A 24066-nucleotide genomic window follows, 5' to 3' on the forward strand; every position below is an offset into this window, starting at 1 on the left:
TTTTAAACGCGTAGCCCTTAAACAGGAGAAATTGTAAGTTATCCCCTTCATACTTTCCTAAACCAAATACTCAAATAGCGTTTGATCTTTATTGATCTCCTTGTAGTCGAAATTTAACGCTTCCATACGCCCAATTAAAGGTGCATAATCATCGGCATGCTTTAGCTCAATGCCTACCAGTGCAGGTCCGCTTTCTCTATTCGTTTTTTTAATAAATTCAAACCGGGTAATATCATCACCAGGGCCAAGGATCTCGTTCACAAATGTTTTAAGGGCCCCAGGCCGCTGAGGGAAGCGGATAACGAAATAATGTTTTAAGCCTTCATATAACAGGGATAGCTCTTTGATTTCCTGCATCCGTTCGATATCGTTATTCCCTCCACTGATCACGCATACAACCTTCTTTCCTTTAATTTGATCGGCTACCAAGTCTAATGCAGAAACGGATAAAGCTCCTGCGGGCTCAGCTACGATGGCATCTTCATTATACAGTTTTAATATTGTGGTGCATACCTTCCCCTCAGGAATCAGGATCATTTTGTCAATCACCTGCTGGCAAATAGGGAAGGTAATGTCCCCGGCCCGTTTTACCGCCGCTCCATCAACAAAACGATTGATTTCGGCTAGCGTATACGGCTCCTTGTTCTCAAGTGCTTTATGCATGGAAGGGGCACCCTCCGGTTCTACCCCAATTATCCGAATTGACGGGCTAACTTGTTTAAGGTAAGTTCCTGCTCCTGCTGATAGGCCTCCGCCTCCCACAGGAACAATGATAACCTCAGCCTCCGGCAGGTCCTGGTATATCTCTACCCCTACAGTTCCCTGGCCTTCAATGATTGCATGATTATCAAAGGGCGGAATAAAGGTCATTCCATTAGCTTCTGTATAGTTTAGCGCTTCCTTAAGACAATCGTCGAAGGTATCACCAACGAGAACGATGTCTATCATTCCATCACCATGCATTCTTGTTTGATTAACCTTTTGCCTGGGCGTGATCTCCGGCATAAAGATTACTCCCTTAATGCCAAGCTTCCGGCAGGAGAAAGCAACTCCCTGCGCATGGTTGCCTGCGCTCGCACATACTACCCCCTTCTCCAATTGCTCCTTTTTCAGCTGACTGATCATGTTATAGGCGCCCCGTAACTTGTAGGAGCGTACCACTTGTAAGTCTTCCCGCTTTAAATAAATATCGCAGTCGTACTTTTCAGAAAGCCGAGCATTATGTTCTAAAGGGGTTTTCTTGATTACTTTCTTGAGTCGTAGAAGAGCAGAAACGGGATTTATGTTGGGGAAAGAGTTATTCATTAGGCAAATCTAAGTGAAATGGGATAGAAATAAAGGTGATTGAAGAAGTTTGTCGCTAACGCAGACAGTGGTTGTAACCCTGTTGTAGATTTAATGAAAGGTGTTTGGTGGAAGGTGGGCGATATTCCCGCAGAAAAGTCGACGGACAGCGTCTTCAACGACTCTCCGTGTGGCTCTTAATAAAATAAAAAAACCGCTACCTGATGTAGGGCAGCGGCTTATTATTATAGGTTGTTCTTTTATCCTAGATATTTTTTGCTAACCAGTCACCAACTTCGCTGGTTTTGTAGGCTTTACCTTCTTTACCCGCAAGATCTTCAGTAACGATACCTTCAGCTAAAGATTTGTTTACAACTTCTCTTATGGCTTCAGCTTCTGCTTTTAAGCCGAAGGCGTCTTCGAACATCATAGCAGCTGAAAGAACTGTTGCCAGAGGGTTTGCAATGTCTTTACCTGCAGCTTGTGGATAAGAACCGTGGATCGGCTCATAAAGCGAAGTATGTACACCTTTAGATGCTGATGGCATTAATCCCATAGAACCTGAGATTACAGACGCCTCATCAGTCAGGATATCTCCGAAAAGGTTTTCTGTGATGATCACATCATAGGAACTTGGCCACTGAACTAAACGCATAGCAACTGCATCTACGAATTCATAAGAAACTTGTACTTCAGGATAGTCTTTCTCCATATTTTGTACAGTTTCTCTCCATAAACGAGAGCTTTCCAAAACGTTTGCTTTATCTACACAGCATAATTTTTTGCTACGGGTAAGCGCTAACTCGAAACCTAATTTAGCCAAACGTTGGATCTCTTCGCGAGTGTACGTACAAGTATCGAAAGCTGTATTGCCATCGTCTTTACGACCTCTTTCGCCGAAGTAGATACCTCCTGTTAGCTCACGTAGAATGATTAAGTCTGTACCTTCGATTCTTTCTCTTTTTAAAGGAGAGTTATCAATCAAGGAAGGGAAGGTGAAAGTAGGACGTACGTTGGCGAACAATCCAAGTTTTTTACGCATTTTCAATAAGCCCTGCTCCGGACGAACTGTTGCCTTAGGGTCATTGTCGTATTTCGGGTGACCGATAGCTCCGAAAAGAACTGCATCAGCAGCTAAACAGATTTCGTGAGTTGAATCAGGATAAGGTTCTCCAACTGCATCAATTGCAGCTGCACCAGTTAAACCTTCTGTCCAGCTAACTTCGTGACCGAATTTACCTGCTACAGCGTCAACAACTTTAACTGCCTGAGCAATTACTTCAGGACCTATTCCATCTCCTGCTAATAGAGCAATGTTTAGTTTCATCTTTTATATATTATGCCTGGCCCTCTAAATCCCAAATGGGAGTACAGATGGCTTAAATTGATTTGCTTGTCTGAGGTGGCTTTTCGTTATCATGGATGTGCTTTCACAAAGCATTTTCTTAAGCCGCCGCAAAGTTATAAGAATTGCTTAAGGCAACAAAGAACTCGTGAGAACAAATGCAGAATAAGTGGATTTGAGGCAGGAATGCTTGATGTCGATGGTAATAAACCCAGATCGCACAAAAAAACCTCTAAGATTTTTAAGCTTAGAGGTTTAATATGTAAGTTATATTTATACGACTCGTAACTCAATCGTAAATTTAAAATCGTAACTCGTAAATCAAATAATGTTCAACATCTTCTGTGTAGCTTTAATTGCACATACCGTTTGATCTGAATCAAGTCCTCTTGTCTTAAACGTTCTACCCTCATGTTCCCAAGTGATCACAGTTTCGCATAAAGCGTCAGTGCTGCTCCCAGGGGCGATGCGGACGGTATAGTCTGTAAGATTGGGCAGCTTCAAGCCTTTCTTATGATATACCTTATTCAAGGCTTTCATGAAGGCGTCAAACTGACCATCCCCCTGAGCATTCTCTTCGTATACCTTGCTGTCAATACAAATAGATAAAGTGGCCGAAGGACGAAGACCTTTAGCATGGGTAAGTACGTAGGATTCAATTTTTACCTTCTCCTCGTACATACTGCTATCGAGTACGTCAGATATGATATATGGGAGATCTTCTTTCGTAACGATCTCTTTCTTGTCACCTAATTCAATAACCCTTTGCGTTACTTTTTTTATATCCTCGTCAGAAAGTTTTAAACCCAGCTCCTGAAGGTTCTTTTCAATGTTTGCCTTGCCGGAAGTTTTCCCCAGGGCATACTTCCTTCTTCTGCCAAAGCGTTCAGGCAGGAGGTCATTGAAATATAAATTCTTTTTATTGTCGCCGTCGGCGTGGATTCCGGCTGTTTGGGTAAAAACATATTCACCCACAATAGGCTTATTTGCGGGAATTCTTACCCCAGAGAAATTTTCCACCAGCTTGCTAACCTTATAGATAGCTTCTTCCTTGACCGAAATTTCAGCTTCGGGAAGAAAATCATTAATCACAGCAATAACACTCGCCATCGGCGCATTCCCAGCTCTTTCACCCATTCCATTCACCGTAAGATGCAAGCCATCAATACCTGCCTTTACCGCTTCAAGTACATTTCCAGTTGCAAGGTCATAATCATTATGCGCATGGAAGTCGAAATGAATAGCCGGGTACTTTTCTTTCAATGCAGCGATAAAACCAAATGCTTCAGAAGGGGTCAATACACCTAATGTATCTGGAAGCATGACCCGTTTTACAGGTTGGGAAGAAAGGAAATCAAGGTATTGCCAAACGTACTCAGGCGAGTTACGCATTCCATTACTCCAATCCTCAAGATATACATTTGTTGATATGCCCAGACTTTGCGCTGCATCGATCACTTTAGAAATGTCGGCAAAGTGCTGCTCCGGGGTCTTTTTAAGTTGATGAGTAAGATGGTTTAGAGAACCTTTAGTAAGGAGGTTTTGCACTTTTACTCCCGTTTTCTGCATCCAATCAATAGAAACTCCATTATCAACAAAGGAAAGAATCTCGATGCGGTCTATATACCCATTATCTGTTGCCCATTTGGTAATAGCTTCTACCGCCTGAAACTCTCCCTGCGATACGCGGGCAGAGGCAACTTCAACACGATCTACTTTCAATTCTTCCAGTAGCAGTTGAGTGATGGTAAGTTTTTCAGAAATAGAAAAAGACACACCAGAGGTTTGCTCGCCATCACGGAGAGTAGTGTCCATTATTTCAATTTTCTTTCTCATTGGATTTTTGTGATTACAAAGATTGAAAGATGATTACACCGAAGTAAGGATGATACAGATATTAGGTAATTACACACGTACACGGGTTGCAAAGATATTAAAACGAAACACCGATCGAACTAAATCAATCGGTGTAATCCTTTATAATCAGTGTAATCCTTTTTAGTCGGTGTAATCCCTCCTAATCGGTGTAATCCTAAAAAATATTAGAATGGACGTTCAGCAGCAAACTCCTCGATTTCTCCCTTAATGTTCTGAAGATAGTCGATATCGTCAAAACCGTTCTGCATGTTGTCCTTTTTGTAAGAGTTAATATCGAAGCTTTCTTTCTCTCCAGTTGCAAGAAGGGTGATTGTTTGCTCTGGTAAGTTGATCTCTAACTCGGTGTTAGGATCAGCAAAGATAGCAGCGAAGATCTTCTCTAAGAATTCAGGACTAACCTGAACTGGTAATACTCCAATGTTCAAGCAGTTACCTTTGAAGATATCCGCGAAGAAGCTGGATACTACAGCACGGAATCCATAATCGTATACTGCCCAGGCAGCGTGCTCGCGGGATGAACCAGAACCAAAGTTCTTTCCACCTACAAGGATCTTTCCGGTGTAAGTAGAGTTGTTTAATACGAAATCAGCTTTAGGAGTATTATCCGGGTTGTATCTCCAGTCACGGAAAAGGTTATCACCAAAACCTTCGCGTTTAGTAGCTTTTAAGAAACGTGCAGGAATGATCTGGTCAGTATCCACATTCTCAATAGGAAGAGGAACTGCAGTACTTTGTAGTATAGTAAATTTATCGTAAGCCATTTTTATTGAGGTTGTAAAGTGAAAGGTAAAAGGTTAAAGGTTCTTGTTTGATTCCTTGTAAGAGGTTATCAAACGTTTACTTTAAACTTCTCGCCTTTCAGCTTTTATTAAATATTAGTCTTTAGAGCAAAAGGTAGTATAAAGCAATTGCTTATAGCTTTTACCTTTAAACTTTCTCCTTTTACCAGTCTTAAGCTAATTCTAAAGTTTGTTCTTCAATTAAAGTTCTAGGATCTGTTACTACTCCTGTAACGGCAGCAGCAGCTGCAACCAAAGGACTTGCAAGCATTGTTCTTGCACCTGGTCCCTGGCGACCTTCAAAGTTTCTGTTTGAAGTACTTACTGCATACTTCCCAGCAGGAACTTTATCGTCGTTCATTGCAAGACATGCAGAACATCCTGGCTGACGAAGTTCGAAACCAGATTCTGTTAAGATATCAAGAATTCCTTCTTCTTTGATTTGCGCTTCAACAATGTGTGATCCTGGTACTAACCAAGCAGTTACATTATCAGCTTTCTTACGGCCTTTAACTACTGATGCAAAAGCTCTGAAGTCTTCAATACGACCATTTGTACAACTACCTACGAATACATAGTCAACTGGTTTGCCGATCATTGCTTCACCTTCATGGAAACCCATGTAACCTAGAGATTTCTCGTATGTTGCTTTTCCTCCTTCAACTTCTTCAGCAGTTGGAATAGACTTAGAGATACCCATACCCATACCTGGGTTAGTTCCGTAGGTGATCATTGGTTCGATGCTGCTTCCATCGAAAGTATATTCCATATCGAATACAGCATCTGCATCAGTTTTCAACGTTTTCCAGTATTCCATTGCTTTATCCCATGCTTCACCTTTAGGTGTAAACTCGCGACCAGCTATGTAGTTGAAAGTAGTTTCATCAGGAGCGATCATACCACCGCGTGCACCCATTTCGATACTTAGGTTACAAACAGTCATACGACCTTCCATACTCATTTTCTCGAATACTTCTCCCGCGTACTCTACGAAGTAACCAGTAGCTCCGGAAGTGGTCAGTTTAGAGATGATGAACAAAGCAACGTCCTTAGGAGTAACACCTTTACCTAAAGAACCTGTGATATTGATCCTCATTTTCTTAGGCTTTGGCTGCATGATACACTGAGAAGTAAGAACCATTTCTACTTCAGAGGTACCAATACCGAAAGCGATAGCACCAAAAGCACCATGAGTAGAGGTGTGAGAGTCGCCACATACGATAGTTGCACCTGGAAGGGTAATACCGTTCTCGGGACCAACAACGTGAACGATACCGTTTTTCTGGTGACCCAATCCCCAGTGGCGGATACCAAACTCATTTGCATTCTCCTCTAATTGTTTCAACTGGTTGGCTGAAAGAGGATCTGCTACCGGTAAATGCTGATTAATTGTTGGGGTGTTATGGTCTGCTGTAGCGAACGTACGCTCAGGATACAGAACGCTTAATCCTCTGCTTTTCAATCCAAGGAATGCTACCGGACTGGTAACTTCATGAATCAAATGGCGATCAATAAAGAACACATCCGGACCACCTTCAATCTTACGTACCACATGCGAGTCCCACACCTTGTCAAATAATGTCTTGCTCATTTCTACTTTTAGTTTTACTATTTCCTTTAACGACCCTTATTGTACAAAGGGTACCTTTATTAAGTCATTTTGAAGCAATTACTTCAAAATTATTTCAATGCTTTATTGTTTAACGACAGACAGCGTTGCAATGTCTGCCTGCGTTTTCCTGCAACGCGCAGTTGGGGCAGGGGTAGTGCAAGGTTTAAACAAACTTGTTCAGCGCATCCAGATACGCGTTAGCCGAAGCTCTGACGATATCGGTACTGAATCCATAACCCATGTATGATTTATCTTCGAACATCACACGCATATCTACTTTGCTCACATCATCGCTGCCACCGTGGATCGAATGGATATTAAATTCCTTAATCTCGATATCTTTCTTCAGGATGTTCAGGATGGCATTGATCGTTGCACTTACGGGACCGTTCCCTGTTGCTTTTGCTGTGTGATCCTCACCATTGAAATGAAGATTGATCTCCGCTTCAGGTTGCTCCTGATCGCCTGTAGTCACTTTTATTGAATTAATGCTGACACCGTTCTTATAATTAGTTTCGTCGGCACCCATTAATTTCAATAAGTCGTCGTCCTTAACCTCTTTCTTCTCATCCGCAAGTTCAAGGAACTTTTGATAAGTATGATCAAGATCGATTTTTTCGATCGTATACCCTAAACGCTCCAAGTGATGCTTTAACGCCGCACGGCCGCTACGGGCTGTTAATACGATATCAGCCGAGTCAATACCCACATCTTCAGGATTAATGATCTCGTAATTTTCACGATGTTTTAAGAAACCATCCTGATGGATACCTGAACTATGAGCAAAAGCATTTTTACCCACAATTGCTTTGTTCGGCTGAACAGGCATGCGCATCATGCGGCTCACCATTCCGCTTAATCCATATAAATGTTTCGTGTTAATATTGATTAGCTTGTGATAACCCAAAGCTTTATGGGTGTTCAGGATCATTACAACCTCTTCCAGCGACGTATTTCCTGCACGCTCGCCGATACCATTAATGGTACATTCTACTTGGCGGGCACCATTATGCAGGCCGGCTATACTGTTTGCCGTAGCCAAACCAAGATCATTATGGCAGTGAACAGAGATAATAGCCTGATCTATGTTTTTAACGTTCTCTTTAAGGAATTTGATCTTCTCCCCGTACTGCTCCGGTAAACAATATCCGTTAGTATCAGGAATGTTAACCACAGTTGCTCCGGCAGCAATTACTGCTTCGATCATCTGCGCCAGGAACACGTTATCAGCACGACCAGCGTCTTCTGCATAGAATTCAACATCTTCCACAAATTGCTTCGCATACTTCACCGCCTCAACACCACGCTCAAGGATCTTCTCACGGGTACTGTTAAACTTGTACTGAATATGCATGTCGGAAGAACCAATACCCGTATGGATACGCGGACGTTTAGCAAATTTGAGAGCTTCTGCTGCACAATCAATATCCCCTTTATTTGCACGGGTTAGGGCACAAATAATAGGCTCACGAATAGCCTTGGATAATTCAACCACACTTTGAAAATCGCCAGGACTAGAGATAGGGAAGCCAGCTTCAATAACATCAACTCCGAGTTTCTCCAGCGCCTCAGCGATTATGATCTTTTCAGGAGTTGTTAATTGAGAACCAGGTACCTGCTCGCCGTCACGCAGCGTAGTATCAAAAATATAAATACGGTTTGGATCGTGTAACATCGTTTTTGTTCTGTTGATTTAGTGGTGGAGATGCATTTTCTTTACATATTTCTTGTTTCAGTGAATACCATCCCCGGGTATTACTAAACTCTTAAATTCCAATTTTAAATTAAACAGCCTTCTTCGATAGTCTCTATGGCTACAACTTTGCCTTCATTCAGAACTATCCGTTTTTCAAGGCAGGTGGGGAGTGCCGAGGCAAAGTGGCCGACATAAATTATAGTCATGCCATTCACGCTCAATTCATCCACCAGCTGATTGAAGTACGCTGTTTGCTGCTGATCTAATCCCTGACAGGGTTCATCCAGGATCAATAGTTCCGGATTTTTGATAATCGTTCTTGCCAGTAACACCAGCCGCTGTTTTCCCAGCGGTAGGTTGCTAAGCAAGTCGCTTTTATTTTCTGTCAAATCAAAGAAATCGATCAGTTCATCAACCTTTGCACTTTTCGAAAAAGGTAATTGCCTGTACAAGCCCACTGAATCATAAAATCCCGAAGCAATACTTTGCCAAACAGTTGATGTTGCATCAAAGTACCAATGAAACTCAGGAGAAATAATACCTGTATGTTGCTTGATATCCCAGATGCTTTCGCCACTTCCTCTTTTGTTGCCGAACAGATAAAAATTGTTGGCATAAGATTGAGGATGGTCGCCGTTTATTAAACTCAGCAGGGTCGATTTCCCTGAACCATTTGGCCCCTGCAACAGCCACTTTTCACCTGCTCTAACTTCCCAGTTTATATTTTTTAATACCTGCTTTTCTCCATAACTAATGTTCACATCGACCATCCTGACGATCTCATCGGAGGTGTAGGAAGGCCTTTCCTTTAAAAAAACTGGTAATTCTCTTGATTGTCTTGTACCAGAAGCTGATATTTCTTCCAGTGAATTCAATCTTTTTAATTGCCCCTCAACTATTTCTGCGAAGCAATTTAAGCTCCTGGGGAGTTCTTTATCATTACAGATCAGGATATAGTGTAATCCTTCGTCTGATAAGTTATCTAGTAAGCTATTTAATTTTGTGCGTGATAAAGCGTCAAGGCCCGTGTAAGGCTGATCGATGATCAGCAATTGTGGCTTCAACCATAGTGCTTTAATCAACTGTAATTTCTTATGTTCGCCGCTTGATAGTTCAAGCAGTTGCGAATTTTGAAGAGCTGAAAAATTCAGAGCCTGCAATAGCTTCTCCAATCCCTCAAACTCTAAGTTTTTTTCTTTGCCGTAGTGCTGCAATTCTGCATTTACGGTGATGGTTTCGTTTGCTTGTAGGCTTGTATATCGCTGTTGATAGTAGAAGTTGGATAAGCCTTCTATATTTTTAAAGCGGTACCAGCTTTCTACAAATAATACTTCAGCCTCTAAAGAGCTTTCTTTATCAAAATCAATTCTTACGTGTCCAGCTGCCTTCTGTAAACCAGCAATCACTTTCGCTAAAGAAGTTTTCCCGCTTCCGCTCGTTCCCCCCAATAACCAGTTTTCACCTTGTTCAATAGTCCAATTTAAATTGTTCAATACCTGCTTTTGTGCAAACTGAAGATTTAAATCCCGGATCAAAACAAACGCTTCAGCACTCGCCCGATCTCCTGACGCTAAATCCCCTAACGGAGACTTTGACTTGCTATCGTTCATGTATTGATGGTTATTGTTTGTCAAAGGAGAATTATCTTATTATAAATCCCTCTCCCAAGAGAGAGGGATTTTAAAATTTTGTATTCACGCCTCGCTAGTTTTCCCTTTAAAAGGCCTACCCCGATTTAACACCAGGACCTAAATACTTATACCGTCTTAATTGCTTTCATTGCGGTCATTGCTTTACGCAATTTAGTACCCACAATCTCTACCTCATGATTACGAAGAGTTTCGTTGATTGCAACTAATTGCTGATTATCAACTGACCCGTCTTTACCTTCATTGAAGTTTTTACCCACTAAGTCAGTGTCAACTTTCTTCATGAAGTCAGCTAATAAAGGTTTACAAGCCTGATCGAACAAATAACAACCGTACTCTGCAGTATCAGAAATTACACGGTTCATTTCGAACAATTTCTTACGAGCGATAGTATTCGCGATAAGTGGAGTTTCGTGTAAGGACTCGTAGTAAGCAGATTCAGGTTTGATACCTGCTTCAACCATTGTTTCAAAAGCTAATTCAACTCCAGCTCTAACAAAAGCCACCATCAATAAGTAGTTATCAAAGTATTCTTGCTCACCGATTTTTACATCACCTGCAGGAGTTTTTTCAAAAGCAGTTTCACCTGTTTCAGCTCTCCACTTCAACAAGTTTGCATCACCATTAGCCCAGTCTTCCATCATTGTACGGCTGAATTCACCGCTCATGATATCATCTTGATGCTTTTGGAACAAAGGACGCATAATGTCTTTTAATTCTTCAGAAACCTCAAAAGCTTTGATCTTAGCAACATTGCTTAAACGATCCATCATACCTGATACACCACCATGTTTCAGAGCTTCGGTGATCACTTCAACACCATACTGAACTAATTTAGAAGCGTAACCAGCATCGATACCTTTTTCAACCATTTTGTCGAAAGAAAGGATAGAACCAGTTTGTAACAAACCACAAAGGATAGTTTGCTCGCCCATCAAATCAGATTTTACTTCAGCTACGAAAGATGAACGTAAAACTCCGGCACGGTGACCACCAGTACCAACGCAATAAGCTTTAGCCCACTCTAAACCTTTTCCTTCAGGATCGTTTTCAGGGTGAACAGCTATAAGGGTAGGAACACCAAATCCTCTTACATACTCAGAACGCACTTCAGAACCAGGCGATTTAGGAGCCACCATGATCACAGTAATGTCTTTACGGATCTGCATACCTTCTTCAACGATGTTGAAACCGTGAGAGTAAGATAACGTAGCTCCTTGTTTCATTAATGGCATTACAGCGTTAATTACAGACGTGTGTTGCTTATCAGGAGTAAGGTTGATTACCAGGTCGGCAGTTGGAAGTAGTTCTTCGTATGTACCAACGGTGAAATTATTGCTTGTAGCGTTTTTCCATGAATCCCTTTTCTGTTCGATAGCTTCTTTACGCAATGTATAACTAACATCTAAACCACTATCTCTTAAGTTCAAACCTTGATTTAAACCTTGAGCTCCGCAACCCACGATTACGATTTTCTTTCCTTTAAGTGCGTTAACACCGTCAGAAAATTCAGAATTGTCCATGAATTCGCATACACCCAGCTGGTTTAATTGTTCCCTAAGGGGTAGTGTATTGAAATAATTTGCCATTTTTTATTGCTTGATTTCTATTAATTTTTGTTAAAGTTTTTTGTATTTCCCTTTTCGGTCAGTCACGCGAAGCCTTCAAATGCTTAAGTGTAAGCGGCTTCATATAAGCGGCGCTAATTTAGTGCAAATATTTAAATTAGAAGGTATGAGCCGGCTATTAGCTGTGAGCTGTTAGTTATCAGCTGTGAGCTATGAGTTATCAGCCAGCAGGACTAGGCCCATTGCTCAAAGCTCAAAACTCATCGCTCACAACTACATCGTAAATACTTTGTCAGCGCTGTTCAGATACTCGTTTTCACTTACTTCCTGACCTGGCTCCAGCTGTTCGAATTCGCGAAGCTTTCTGTTGAATCCTTCACTATCTTTAATAATGGCAATACGAGCACTGCGAACGAATTCAATGAGACCGTAAGGTTGAAGCTTTTCAATTAGGGCATCAGTTTCGCCGCGGTGGCCAGTAGTTTCAAATACAGTATAATCATGTCTGATCACCACTGCACGAGCTCCATTTTCACGAAGAAGACGTTCTACTATAGCTTTCTCTGCAATTTGATCAGTAGGCACTTTATATAAGGCCATTTCCTGCCAGATCACATCTTCGTTGCTGTTGTAATACACCTTCAGAACCTCAACCTGCTTTTCGATCTGCCTGCAAACTTTACGAACTACAGCCTCAGTTTCAGTAATTACGATATTGAAGCGATGAATACTTTCGATTTCAGAAGGAGAGGTATTTAAACTCTCGATGTTGATCTTTCTTCTGCTGAAGATTATCGCAATACGAGTAAGAAGACCGATCTGGTTTTCGGTATAAACTGTGATGTTATATTCCTGCTTCTCAGGGTTTGGAATGTAAGCTGTCATGATTTGAATTTTTTTGTGTTTAGCTTTCGGCTTATTTCAACCTTATTTCACTCACGCTGCAACCTTGCGGTACCATTGGGAATACGTTATTCTCTTTGGTTACCATTACCTCAAGCAAGAAAGATCCTTTTACATTCAACATTCTTTCCAAGGCTGGCCTTAAGTCCTCTCTTTTGCTTACGCTGGTACCAGGGATACGGTATCCTTCGGCAACTTTAACGTAGTCAGGACTAGTGATATTTACGAACGAATAGCGTCTATCATGAAATAATTGCTGCCACTGACGTACCATTCCAAGGAATTGGTTGTTCAGGATTAGGATTTTAACGTCCACATCAAATTGCATAATTGTACCTAATTCCTGGATCGTCATCTGAACCCCACCATCACCGATAACAGCGATAACCGGGCGATCGGGAGCTCCAAACTTAGCACCGATAGCAGCAGGCAGACTGAATCCCATAGTTCCTAAACCTCCGCTGGTTACGTTGCTGCGTGTTTTGTTCAATTTTGCATAACGGCATGCCACCATTTGGTGCTGACCAACATCGGTTACAATAACAGCTTCACCGCCAGTAATCTCGTTGATCTGCTGAATAACCTCACCCATGGTCAGCTCTTCGCTAGTTGGGAAAAGCTCGTCTTTTATTACCTGTTCAACCTCCTGACGGGTAAATTCATTAAACTTCGCCAGCCATTCTGTATGTTGTTTAGATTGAACCAGCTCTGTCAATAGGGGAAGGGTTTCTTTACAGTCACCCCATACAGGAACAGTAGTCTGAACGTTTTTATCAATTTCTGCAGGATCTATATCTAGATGAATAACTTTTGCCTGTTTAGCATACTTATCAAGGCGACCGGTTACACGATCATCGAAGCGCATCCCGATAGCGATCAATACATCGCACTCGTTTGTTAATACATTTGGCCCGTAGTTTCCGTGCATTCCCAACATCCCAACGTTAAGAGGGTGATCAGAAGGAATTGCACCAGCGCCAAGAATTGTCCAGGCAGAAGGAATACCTGATTTTTCAATAAAAGCTGCAAATTCTTTTTCTGCGCTTCCTAAAATCACACCTTGCCCCCAAAGAACAAATGGTTTTTTGGCTTCATTAATAAGCTTTGCTGCTTCCTCAATGTATTCTTTACGAACGATCGGCTTGGGACGATAGCTACGGATATGATTACAGAAGTTGTATCCTTTGTACTCGAACTTTTGTAGCTGAGCATTCTTAGTAATATCAATTAAAACCGGGCCAGGTCTTCCTGTTTTCGCGATATAAAAGGCTTTAGCTAAAACCTCAGGAATTTCATTAGCATCAGTAACCTGATAATTCCATTTAGTAACCGGAGTAGTAATGTTTATCACGTCGGTTTCCTGGAAAGCATCAGTACCTAGAAGATGCGCAAACACTTGTCCTGTGATACAAACTAGCGGTGTACTATCAATTTGAGCATCCGCTAAACCTGTTATAAGATTTGTTGCACCCGGGCCACTGGTAGCGAAGACAACACCGACACGACCGGAAGTACGTGCAAATCCCTGCGCTGCATGAATACCACCTTGCTCATGGCGAACCAGGATATGGTTAAGCTTTTCAGTATAATCATATAAGGCATCGTAAATAGGCATGATCGCGCCACCTGGATAACCAAAAACGGTCTCCGTACCTTCTGCTATCAGTGCTTCTAATACAGCCTGCGAACCTGTTAGTTCGATGCTTGTCTTCTGATCTGCAGTTGTTGCTTCCTGTTGTGCTGTCTCCATTGTTATTAGATTTGAGATTTGAGATATTAGATTAGAGATCTTGCTCGTTACTTCTTGTATCTTAAATCAATTGTCTTTTCGTTTTTTAATTTTTATTCCAACTTCTAATGATCGTCATGTTAAGGGCGTTAGTAAAGAGTTCCCCTTTTAGCAAGCCTATCCTGATTTTCGCCCGAAGCTAAGGGGCTACAAGTCCGTTACGCAACCTTCGGCTGCAGAACTTACCTGTTTGGCATATTTATAAAGCAAACCTTTTTTAACTTTCAGCTCTGGCTGTGACCATTTAGCTCTTCTTTCTGCAATCACTTCTTCTGAGACTTTTAAAGTCATCAAACGATTAACCGCATCTATCTCAATAATGTCATTATCTTGTACTAGTCCTATTAATCCACCGTCGTAAGCTTCCGGTACGATATGTCCTACTACGAAACCATGTGTTCCTCCACTGAAACGCCCATCAGTGATAAGAGCAACTGATTTTCCAAGGCCAGCACCAATTAGTGCAGAAGTAGGCTTTAGCATTTCAGGCATTCCCGGACCACCTTTCGGACCTACGTTACGGATAACTACAACATCCCCTTTTTGTACACGGCCTGATGATATACCTTCGATCAGTTCTTTTTCACCATCAAAAACACGTGCAGGTCCCTCAAAACGCTCACCCTCTTTACCTGTGATCTTCGCCACACTACCACCTTCTGCAAGGTTTCCGTAGATGATCTGCAAGTGACCAGTTGCTTTGATCGGACTTTCTTTCGGAAATACGATCTTTTGAGTTTCGAATTCAAGAGAAGGAACCTCAGCAAGGTTTTCAGCAAGAGTCTTTCCTGTACAGGTTAAGCACTCTCCGTGTAACCATCCTTGCTCAAGGCAATATTTCATTACCGCAGGAACTCCACCGATCTTGTGCAGGTCTTCCATCATATACCTACCACTTGGCTTCATATCTACTAATAGAGGAATACGATTAGAAATAGCCTGGAAGTCATCTTGTGTAAGGTCTACATCTACACTTTTTGCAATAGCAAGGAGATGTAGTACAGCATTAGTTGAACCGCCAAGAACCATGATCGTAACGATAGCATTTTCAAATGCCTCTTTAGTCATGATGTCTTTTGGCTTGATGTCACGCTCCATAAGAAGACGTATAGCCTTACCAGCAGCTAAACATTCCTGTTTTTTGTTCTCACTTAATGCTGGGTTAGATGAAGAATAAGGTAAACTCATTCCTAAAGCTTCAATGGCTGCCGCCATTGTGTTTGCGGTGTAAATACCACCGCAAGCACCGGCGCTCGGGCAAGAGTTTTTTATAATTTCTTTAAAGTCAATTTCGTCAAGCTGACCAGCGATCTTCTTTCCTAAGGCTTCGAATGCTGAAACGATGTTCAGGTCTTCGCCTTTATAATGTCCGGGAGCAATGGTCCCTCCATACACCATAATAGATGGACGATTTAAACGGCCCATAGCTATTAAAGATCCAGGCATATTTTTGTCGCAACCAGGAAGAGCAATTAATGAATCATAGTATTGTGCACCACAAACCGCTTCAATTGAATCGGCAATAACGTCACGACTTACTAAAGAATAACGCATCCCATCTGTGCCGTTACTCATACCGTCACTTACACCAATAGTATTAAAGATCAAACCGACAAGATCTTCAGCCCATACACCTTCTTTTACGATCTTAGCAAGATCATTTAAGTGCATATTACAGGTATTACCATCGTAACCCATACTGGCAATTCCCACTTGTGCTTTTTTCATGTCTTCGTCAGTTAAACCGATCCCGTAAAGCATCGCCTGCGCAGCCGGCTGAGTCGGATCTTGAGTAAGAGTTTTGCTGTAGCGATTAATCTCATTTACTACTGTTGTGCTTTCTGTGTTATCAGACGCCATGTGGTTTTTTTATTTTTAATGTTGTGGTTTTATCGTCTCAAACAAACCCCGTTTACAAAAAAAGCGCCTCCGTTTTTGTCGAAGGCGCCTTTGTATTTTTGTTTTACATCACCTTCGACTGGACCTCATCCAAGAGCACAATGACAACGTTCACCAAAAGGAGAACATTGATAATGTTAATGCTAATTATGTGGTTAAATCCTCGGGCCATATTTGTCAAATCCAGGCTTGTTGTTTTGTTTTCTCAAGGTAGGAACAAGAATTTTATTAGTCAATAGGGTAGAGTAATAAAATGCAATTAGAATAAAATTTTATCAATTTAGATTAAGTAGAATATAATTCTGTACATCTTGGATTTGATCTTTATTTTATTCTTGATGCATATACCAAAAGCGACTTTGGTATACGGTATGTTTTTGTGTAGATCCAGAGAGGAAAACGAAAATTCTTCGTAAAAAGCACTTATATAAGGAAAAACCTGTATAAATCTGCTCATTAATGGTAAGGGTTTTCATTTTTTGACTGCGTCCTTTTTGGGGTTCGATTGAAGTGGAACGAGCAGGAACTCAATAAAAAATACCAATAAAAAAACCGGATAATTTCTTACCCGGTTTTCTACGAATGTCGTTTCGACTTTTTATTGTCTTACACCTTCTGCAAGCAACATTATTTTGTTGTCAAGTACTTCAACCACTCCGCCATGAATGAACATGCTTTCTGATTGTTTGCCTGTGCGGATCGTTACATTACCATCTTCTAAAATAGAGATGATAGGTGCGTGATTGTTCAATACTTCAAAAGATCCGTTTACTCCTGGTACTGTTACAGAAGTTACATCGCCTTCGAAGATCGTTTTATCTGGTGTTAATATTTCTAATCTCATTGGTGCTTAGATTTGAAATGTGATACTAAGCGTTAGCTTCAGCAAGTAATTTCTTACCTTTTTCTACTGCATCTTCGATTGTACCAACAAGGTTGAATGCTGCTTCAGGGTATTCATCCACTTCACCATCCATAATCATGTTGAAACCTTTGATAGTATCTTTAATGTCAACAAGTACTCCTTTAAGACCTGTAAATTGCTCTGCTACGTGGAAAGGCTGAGATAAGAAACGTTGTACACGACGTGCGCGGTGTACAGTTAGTTTATCTTCTTCTGAAAGCTCGTCCATACCAAGGATCGCGATGATGTCCTGAAGTTCTTTATAACGTTGAAGGATCTCTTTTACACGTTGTGCAGTATTGTAATGATCACTACCCAAGATCATTGGACTTAAGATACGTGAAGTTGAATCCAATGGATCCACAGCTGGATAGATACCAAGCTCAGCGATCTTACGTGAAAGTACTGTTGTTGCATCCAAGTGGGCGAAAGTTGTAGCTGGCGCAGGGTCGGTCAAGTCATCCGCAGGTACATATACTGCTTGTACTGAAGTGATTGAACCACGTTTTGTTGAAGTGATACGCTCCTGCATTAAACCCATTTCAGTTGCAAGTGTAGGTTGGTAACCTACCGCAGAAGGCATACGGCCTAATAGCGCTGATACCTCAGAACCTGCCTGAGTGAAACGGAAGATATTGTCGATGAAGAAAAGGATATCTTTTCCTTGTCCTTGCTCATCACCATCACGGAAATATTCTGCAATAGTCAAACCTGAAAGAGCAACACGTGCACGTGCACCTGGAGGCTCGTTCATTTGTCCGAATACGAAGGTTGCTTTTGACTCTTTAAGTTCTGCCTCATCGATCTTAGAAAGATCCCATTCGCCTTTCTCCATACCATGCATGAACTCTTCACCATATTTAATGATGCCTGACTCAAGCATCTCACGAAGTAAGTCGTTTCCTTCACGAGTACGCTCACCTACACCGGCAAATACAGAAAGACCACCGTGACCCTTAGCGATATTATTGATCAGCTCTTGGATCAATACTGTTTTACCTACACCCGCACCACCGAACAATCCGATCTTACCACCTTTAGCGTAAGGCTCAAGAAGGTCGATAACTTTAATACCAGTGAATAATACTTCTGTTTCAGTAGAAAGATCTTCGAAACGTGGAGGTTTTGCGTGGATAGGGCGACCATTTGCTTTTTCAAGTTCAACGATACCGTCGATTGGATCACCTACAACGTTAAATACACGTCCTTTTATACTGTCTCCAATAGGCATTTTGATCGGAGCACCAGTGTCAACTACGTCCATTCCGCGAACAAGACCATCTGTAGAGTCCATCGCGATTGCGCGTACGCGGTCTTCTCCTAAGTGTTGTTGAACCTCAAGGATGATTTTTTGACCATTAGCCTTAGTGATAACCAAAGCATCAAAAATTTGAGGAAGCTTTGCGTTTTCTGCGAAGCTCACGTCAACTACGGGTCCGATAATCTGCGCTATTTTTCCAGTGTTAGGCATATAAACTTTTAATGAAAAATTTGTTACTCAGTTAAATAATCACTTTACGTGACACTCATTTTGGTGCCGCAAAAATACGTTTTAAAAAAGAAAATCAAATGACTGTTTAAAAGATTTTTGAGATGTCAAGAACTTTTTTTAAAACCCTTCCAATTTGATGCTGTTACCATTATATAAATAGGAGAAATTATGAACGCGATCAGGATAAAGGATGATTTAAATCACTATACAAGATATGTGGGAGCCGTTATTTTTCTAATGTTTATCAACCTGACAACATTTGCTCAAAGGGTGAATGCTGAGGACGATGAGAACAGGAGCAATAACAACAAAGCGACAACGGAGTTTAATTACGATACAAGGGAAACCCCCTGGTATCTGCAACCATGGGTATGGGCACTTGTCGCCGCGGTTGTCATTCTATTTATTGCCTGGGCTACCAAAGGTAGTATGAAGAGGAATATTGAAAATGATTCAGAAACGGGAACCGCCCACTAGAGATAATATTTTTTGAGGTCATAAAGGAGTTTCAGCGATGAGGCTCCTTTTTTATTTAAAAATGATAGAATGATAGAATGATAGAATGATAGACGGGCAGAATGATAGAAGGACTGAATGTTAGAAGGATAGAATGTTAGAATGAGTGAACAATGATGTAATAAAGGGAGCCTAATGCTTAGACTCCCTTTATTACTATAAATATGCGTTTTGTCTTAAGTAATGATCAGCAATAGTCAGTGCTGCCATTGCTTCGACAATTGCTACTGCGCGAGGTACTACACAAGGGTCATGACGCCCCTTACCTTTAATCTCGGCTGCGTCTCCTTCCTTATTAACCGTATTTTGGTTGTGCATGATAGTTGCTACAGGCTTAAAGGCTACCCGGAATGTAATGTCCATGCCGTTCGCGATTCCACCCTGGATACCACCTGAGAAATTTGTAAGTGTGCTCACAGGTTTTCCATTTGAAGAAGGTTGAAAGATATCATTATGTTCAGAGCCTCTCATCTCAGACCCTTCAAAGCCGGAACCGTACTCGAAACCGTGAACAGCATTGATACTTAGCATGGCTTTCCCAAGATCTGCATGAAGCTTGTCAAACACCGGCTCTCCTAAACCGACAGGACAGTTACGGATAATGCATGAAACCTTTCCACCAACTGTATCGCCAGCTTTACGAACAGAATCAATAAACTCTATCATTTCATGAGCTGTTGCGGGGTCTGCACACCGAGCAATATTGCTTTCACGGATATCAAGTAGCTCATTTAAATCAGAAGGATCAATATTTGGGGCAGTTATAGTCCCAACTGAAGATACATGAGCGAAAACTTCTACTCCTTTTTGTTTTAGGAACAGCTTCGCTATCGCACCAGCCGCTACACGTGCTGCAGTTTCCCTGGCTGACGAACGACCGCCACCCCGGTGATCTCTTATTCCATATTTCGACTGATAGGTATAGTCGGCGTGGGAGGGGCGGAAAATATCTTTGTTATGATCATAGTCCTTGGACTTTTGATCTTCATTAGGAATAACCAATGCAATAGGGGTGCCCGTGCTTTTTCCTTCAAAGATTCCGGAAAGGATCTGTGCAGTGTCACTTTCTTTTCTTTGAGTAGTTATCTTGGATTGACCAGGCTTGCGTTTATCCAGTTCACTTTGAATAAATTCAAGGTCAAGTTCAACATTAGGAGGGCAACCATCAATGATTACTCCTATTGCTGCCCCGTGCGATTCCCCGAATGTTGTGATGCGGAACAATTGTCCGAATGAGTTACCTGCCATTTGTGAAATGTGAGTTGTGAGTGTCACAAAATTCAAAACGCGAAACAGGTGTCCCGTTTCACGTCTCAAATTTCTTGACTAGTATTTAAATCCAGCTTTTTTAAGATCCTCCCAGAATGATGGGTAAGATTTGCCCACCACTGCCGGCTCCTCAATTTCAAGCTGTTTTATTTTTAAAGCCAAAGGTGCAAAAGCCATTGCCATCCTATGGTCTTCATAAGTTTTGACTGTAATCTTATCAGGGAAATGAAGGCCTGCACAATCTAAATGATAATGTTCGTTCTCTTCATTTAACTTTACCCCAATCTTAGCAAGCTCATTTTGAAGAGCAGCAATGCGATCAGTTTCCTTGATCTTTAATGTTTCAAGTCCGGTAAAAGTAGCATTATGCCCTAGTACCGCACTAACCACAATCACCGTCTGAGCAAGATCAGGGCAATCTTTCAAATCAAAAAAGTTTCCCTTAATCTCGCTGGTGGTTTTGCTTAACTCCAATCCTTCAGGAGTAAATCGTGTAGTGATACCGAAGCTTTCCATGATCTGACAGATCCGGCTATCTCCCTGTAAACTGTTCTCCTTCAAATATGGAAGTGAAATAGAGCTTTCTTCAGATAAAGCTACGATGGAGTACCAGTAGGAAGCTGCACTCCAGTCTGGTTCAATTGTAATTGCTGAAGATTTAAACTCTTGAGCAGGGATAGAAATAATCGAACCGTCCCACTGATGAGAAATTCCTGCTTCAGCCAGCATGGCCAGTGTCATTTCTACATAGGGCCGGGAGGTTAATTCACCGTCAATAGTCAGTTCGAGGCCCTGAGAAAGGGAAGGTGCTACCAATAATAATGCGGTAATAAATTGAGAACTGATGTTCCCTTTTATGCTGATCTTATGTGTCTTTTGTTCGAACGAAGGTTGGAACTTTAAAGGTGGGTAACCTTCTTTTTCAACATACTCTATTTCTGCTCCAAGACTGCGAAGTGCATCTACCAGGATGCCTATCGGACGTTGTTTCATCCTTTCGGTTCCAGTGATCACAACTTCCTGACCCGTGGTTGCAAAATAAGCGGTAAGAAAACGCATTGCTGTACCAGCAGGACCGATATCTACTGTAGGAATTCCTGAAGCAACGGCGTTGGTCCTTCTGGCCTCCAGAATAGAATTCAGGGTTACTGTATCATCAGCAGAGGAAAGGTTTTTTACTTCCACCTTTCCTTTGCTTAATGCGTTTAATATCAAGGCCCTGTTGCTCTCACTTTTTGAACCCGTAAGATACGTGGTGCAAAAAGTGTTCTTTTCGGGCTTTGAAAGTATTAACACAGGATGACTCATGTTATTCTACTACAGTTTTATCGTTCATGATCGCAGTTTGTTTCTTAATAGACTCGCCGTGGATCAATTCTAATAATTTTGTAGTAAACTCTTCGTCCAGATTAAGTGCTTTTGCGAAACTGGCACGTTTTTCTAACACTTCGTCCCAACGGTTAAGCTGTAGGATAGTGATATCGTTATCTCTTTTGTACTCACCGATCTTCTCAACAATTTTCATTCTTTCAGCAAGTTTCTGAATGATTTGGTCATCAAGTTTGTCGATTTGCTTACGAAGCTCAGCTAATTTATCAGATACAGCAGGGTTTTTAGCTTCAGGTGTACGAACTGTTAAATGATCGATAAGATCAGATAAAGCAGCCGGAGTTACTTGTTGTTTAGCGTCAGTCCATGCAACAGATGGATCGATGTGAGATTCGATCATCAAACCGTTCATCTCTAAGTCTAACGCTTTTTGAGAGATGTAAGGGATTAACTCACGGTTACCACAAATGTGACTTGGATCGCAGATAACTGGTAAGTGAGGAATTAATGATTTTAATTGTATAGTAATTTCCCACATTGGCTCGTTACGGAAAGATGATTTCTCGAAAGATGAGAATCCGCGGGAAATAGCAGCTAATTTAGTGATACCAGCTCCATTGAAACGCTCTAATGCACCAACCCAAAGCTGAAGATCAGGGTTAACAGGATTTTTAACCATTACAGGAATGTCAACACCTTTTAAAGCATCAGCAATTTCCTGAACAGTGAAAGGGTTTACCGTTGAACGTGCTCCAACCCAAAGGATATCAACACCTGCAGCTAATGCTTCTTCTACGTGTTTTGCATTCGCCACTTCAACTGTTACAGGTAATCCTGTTTCTGCTTTAGCTTTCTTTAACCACTCTAAACCGATGCTTCCAATACCTTCAAATTCTCCCGGACGGGTACGAGGCTTCCAGATACCAGCACGTAAAACAGAGATCTTCCCTGTATCGGCTAATAAACGTGCAGTTGATAATAGTTGCTCTTCGGTTTCAGCACTACAAGGGCCTGCAATTACAAGCGGCTGGTGCTTTGGTGTTAACCATGCGCTTAATGGTTCTATGTTCAAATTCAGTTTCATACTATCTAATAATTTAAAAATTTAAAAATCTCTGTTGTCTGGTTTTAGTTGTGAGCTGTCAGCTCATAGCTCAAATCTTTACACCTCGTCGTTCTTAAGATACTCTCCTAGAATCGTGAAATTAATCGTATATCTAAGTACTTTGCGCAAGGCCTCCTCATACTTCTTATGATCCTGCCACTCAATATCCACATAGAAGTTGTATTGATTCCTTTTTCCCAAAACCGGCATCGATTGTATTTTACTGAGGTTAATTTCGTTTTCAGCAAACGCATCCAATACCCTTACTAGCGAACCTACTTCATCTGATACCTGAAAGGAAAAGGATGCCTTATTCGCTTTTTCTATTTGAATATCTTTATTATCGGTAAGGATAAGAAAGCGGGTGTAATTTTTTTTATTTGTTTCAATACGGCGTTCCATTACCTGAAGCCCGTACATCTCTGAAGCTAACTTATTGGCAATTGCTGCTGTGTCTGTTAACTGTTCATCACGTATCCGTTTTGCACAGGCAGCAGTGTCAGTGCTTTCAACGATATTCAGATGAGCGTGCTCATTGAAGAAGTCATCGCATTGACGAATGGCGATAGGGTGGGATTCGACACGTTTGATCTGATCAAACGTAACACCTGGAAGTGCTAACAGATGAAGCTGAATATGAAGATAAACTTCACCAACGATAGTGAACTGGTAGTCGCGAAGAAGTGTGTAGTTAGGAAGAAGACTACCTGCAATTGAATTCTCGATTGCCATCACTACAAAATCCGCCTCTTTCCTTTTCAGTACCTCACATGTGTGTTTGAACGAATTGCATTCAACCGTCTCGATGTCATTACCAAAAAATTTTAATGCGGCTTCTTCGTGAAATGATGCCTTGATCCCCTGTATGGCTACTCTTTTCTTCTCCATTTAGCTTAAAAAAAAAGTCCCGGCTGTTGGGCCGGGACTTTGTATATGAGTTCTTTTAGTCAAAACATATTAGTCCCGGCTTTTACCTAAAGTAGTAAAAGTAACCGAACCAATATGTAGTGTTGTTTTGCATTTCTTTTTCGTTGTGCCAAAAGTAAATG

Annotated in this window: 19 protein-coding genes; 2 read left to right on the forward strand and 17 right to left on the reverse strand. The window is 41.4% G+C overall.

Features of this window, described 5'->3' with window-relative positions:
• Positions 1-57: 57 nt before the first annotated feature.
• Positions 58-1305, reverse strand: a complete 1248-nt coding sequence (gene ilvA, locus J4N25_RS16445) for a threonine ammonia-lyase IlvA (RefSeq protein ID WP_207422880.1) — start codon at positions 1303-1305, stop codon at positions 58-60.
• 39 nt (positions 1306-1344) lie between these two features.
• Here ilvA and J4N25_RS16450 point away from each other — a divergent pair, with 39 nt between their 5' ends.
• Positions 1345-1485 (forward strand): hypothetical protein, encoded by a 141-nt coding sequence (locus J4N25_RS16450; RefSeq protein ID WP_207422881.1) that lies wholly within the window; start codon positions 1345-1347, stop codon positions 1483-1485.
• 64 nt (positions 1486-1549) lie between these two features.
• Here the strand turns inward: J4N25_RS16450 and leuB are convergent, their stop codons facing one another.
• The 12 genes from leuB to atpD form a co-directional block, all read right to left on the reverse strand.
• Positions 1550-2611 carry a 3-isopropylmalate dehydrogenase gene (leuB, locus tag J4N25_RS16455; protein ID WP_207422882.1) on the reverse strand — a complete coding sequence of 354 codons (1062 nt, stop codon included), beginning with the start codon at positions 2609-2611 and terminating at the stop codon, positions 1550-1552.
• A gap of 339 nt (positions 2612-2950) precedes the next feature.
• Entirely contained in the window at positions 2951-4465 is a 1515-nt protein-coding gene (locus tag J4N25_RS16460) for a hydroxymethylglutaryl-CoA lyase-like TIM-barrel protein (RefSeq protein WP_207422883.1), read from the reverse strand.
• Positions 4466-4671: 206 nt separating this feature from the next.
• A complete protein-coding gene (gene leuD / locus J4N25_RS16465) occupies positions 4672-5268 on the reverse strand; it encodes a 3-isopropylmalate dehydratase small subunit (RefSeq protein ID WP_207422884.1) in 597 nt (198 codons plus the stop codon).
• Between the two features lie 190 nt (positions 5269-5458).
• Entirely contained in the window at positions 5459-6877 is a 1419-nt protein-coding gene (leuC, locus tag J4N25_RS16470; RefSeq protein WP_207422885.1) for a 3-isopropylmalate dehydratase large subunit, read from the reverse strand.
• 184 nt (positions 6878-7061) lie between these two features.
• Positions 7062-8573 carry a 2-isopropylmalate synthase gene (locus J4N25_RS16475; RefSeq protein ID WP_207422886.1) on the reverse strand — a complete coding sequence of 504 codons (1512 nt, stop codon included), beginning with the start codon at positions 8571-8573 and terminating at the stop codon, positions 7062-7064.
• A gap of 104 nt (positions 8574-8677) precedes the next feature.
• On the reverse strand, positions 8678-10204 hold the full coding sequence (locus tag J4N25_RS16480; RefSeq protein ID WP_207422887.1) for an ATP-binding cassette domain-containing protein: 1527 nt from the start codon (positions 10202-10204) through the stop codon (positions 8678-8680).
• A 146-nt stretch (positions 10205-10350) separates the two neighbouring features.
• Positions 10351-11832 (reverse strand): ketol-acid reductoisomerase, encoded by a 1482-nt coding sequence (gene ilvC, locus J4N25_RS16485; protein ID WP_207422888.1) that lies wholly within the window; start codon positions 11830-11832, stop codon positions 10351-10353.
• Between the two features lie 252 nt (positions 11833-12084).
• Complete coding sequence (ilvN, locus tag J4N25_RS16490; protein WP_207422889.1) at positions 12085-12696, reverse strand: acetolactate synthase small subunit; 612 nt, start codon at positions 12694-12696, stop codon at positions 12085-12087.
• Positions 12697-12727: 31 nt separating this feature from the next.
• Positions 12728-14464, reverse strand: coding sequence for a biosynthetic-type acetolactate synthase large subunit (ilvB, locus tag J4N25_RS16495; protein WP_207422890.1), 1737 nt, complete (start codon positions 14462-14464; stop codon positions 12728-12730).
• Positions 14465-14650: 186 nt separating this feature from the next.
• Positions 14651-16363, reverse strand: coding sequence for a dihydroxy-acid dehydratase (ilvD, locus tag J4N25_RS16500; RefSeq protein WP_207422891.1), 1713 nt, complete (start codon positions 16361-16363; stop codon positions 14651-14653).
• Positions 16364-17000: 637 nt separating this feature from the next.
• On the reverse strand, positions 17001-17246 hold the full coding sequence (atpC, locus tag J4N25_RS16505) for an ATP synthase F1 subunit epsilon (protein WP_207422892.1): 246 nt from the start codon (positions 17244-17246) through the stop codon (positions 17001-17003).
• A 25-nt stretch (positions 17247-17271) separates the two neighbouring features.
• Positions 17272-18777, reverse strand: coding sequence for a F0F1 ATP synthase subunit beta (atpD, locus tag J4N25_RS16510; protein WP_207422893.1), 1506 nt, complete (start codon positions 18775-18777; stop codon positions 17272-17274).
• A gap of 189 nt (positions 18778-18966) precedes the next feature.
• On the opposite strand from atpD, the gene J4N25_RS16515 reads away from it, so the two are divergent.
• A complete protein-coding gene (locus J4N25_RS16515; RefSeq protein ID WP_207422894.1) occupies positions 18967-19275 on the forward strand; it encodes a hypothetical protein in 309 nt (102 codons plus the stop codon).
• 195 nt (positions 19276-19470) lie between these two features.
• On the opposite strand, the gene aroC is transcribed toward J4N25_RS16515, so the two are convergent.
• The 4 genes from aroC to J4N25_RS16535 all read right to left on the reverse strand — a co-directional run bounded on the left by aroC (position 19471) and on the right by J4N25_RS16535 (position 23905).
• Positions 19471-20562 carry a chorismate synthase gene (aroC, locus tag J4N25_RS16520; protein ID WP_207422895.1) on the reverse strand — a complete coding sequence of 364 codons (1092 nt, stop codon included), beginning with the start codon at positions 20560-20562 and terminating at the stop codon, positions 19471-19473.
• 78 nt (positions 20563-20640) lie between these two features.
• A complete protein-coding gene (gene aroA, locus J4N25_RS16525) occupies positions 20641-21891 on the reverse strand; it encodes a 3-phosphoshikimate 1-carboxyvinyltransferase (protein WP_207422896.1) in 1251 nt (416 codons plus the stop codon).
• A gap of 1 nt (position 21892) precedes the next feature.
• Positions 21893-22996 carry a bifunctional 3-deoxy-7-phosphoheptulonate synthase/chorismate mutase type II gene (locus tag J4N25_RS16530; protein ID WP_207422897.1) on the reverse strand — a complete coding sequence of 368 codons (1104 nt, stop codon included), beginning with the start codon at positions 22994-22996 and terminating at the stop codon, positions 21893-21895.
• Positions 22997-23074: 78 nt separating this feature from the next.
• Positions 23075-23905, reverse strand: a complete 831-nt coding sequence (locus J4N25_RS16535) for a prephenate dehydratase (RefSeq protein WP_207422898.1) — start codon at positions 23903-23905, stop codon at positions 23075-23077.
• Positions 23906-24066 lie beyond the last annotated feature (161 nt).

This window comes from Desertivirga brevis, assembly GCF_017355835.1.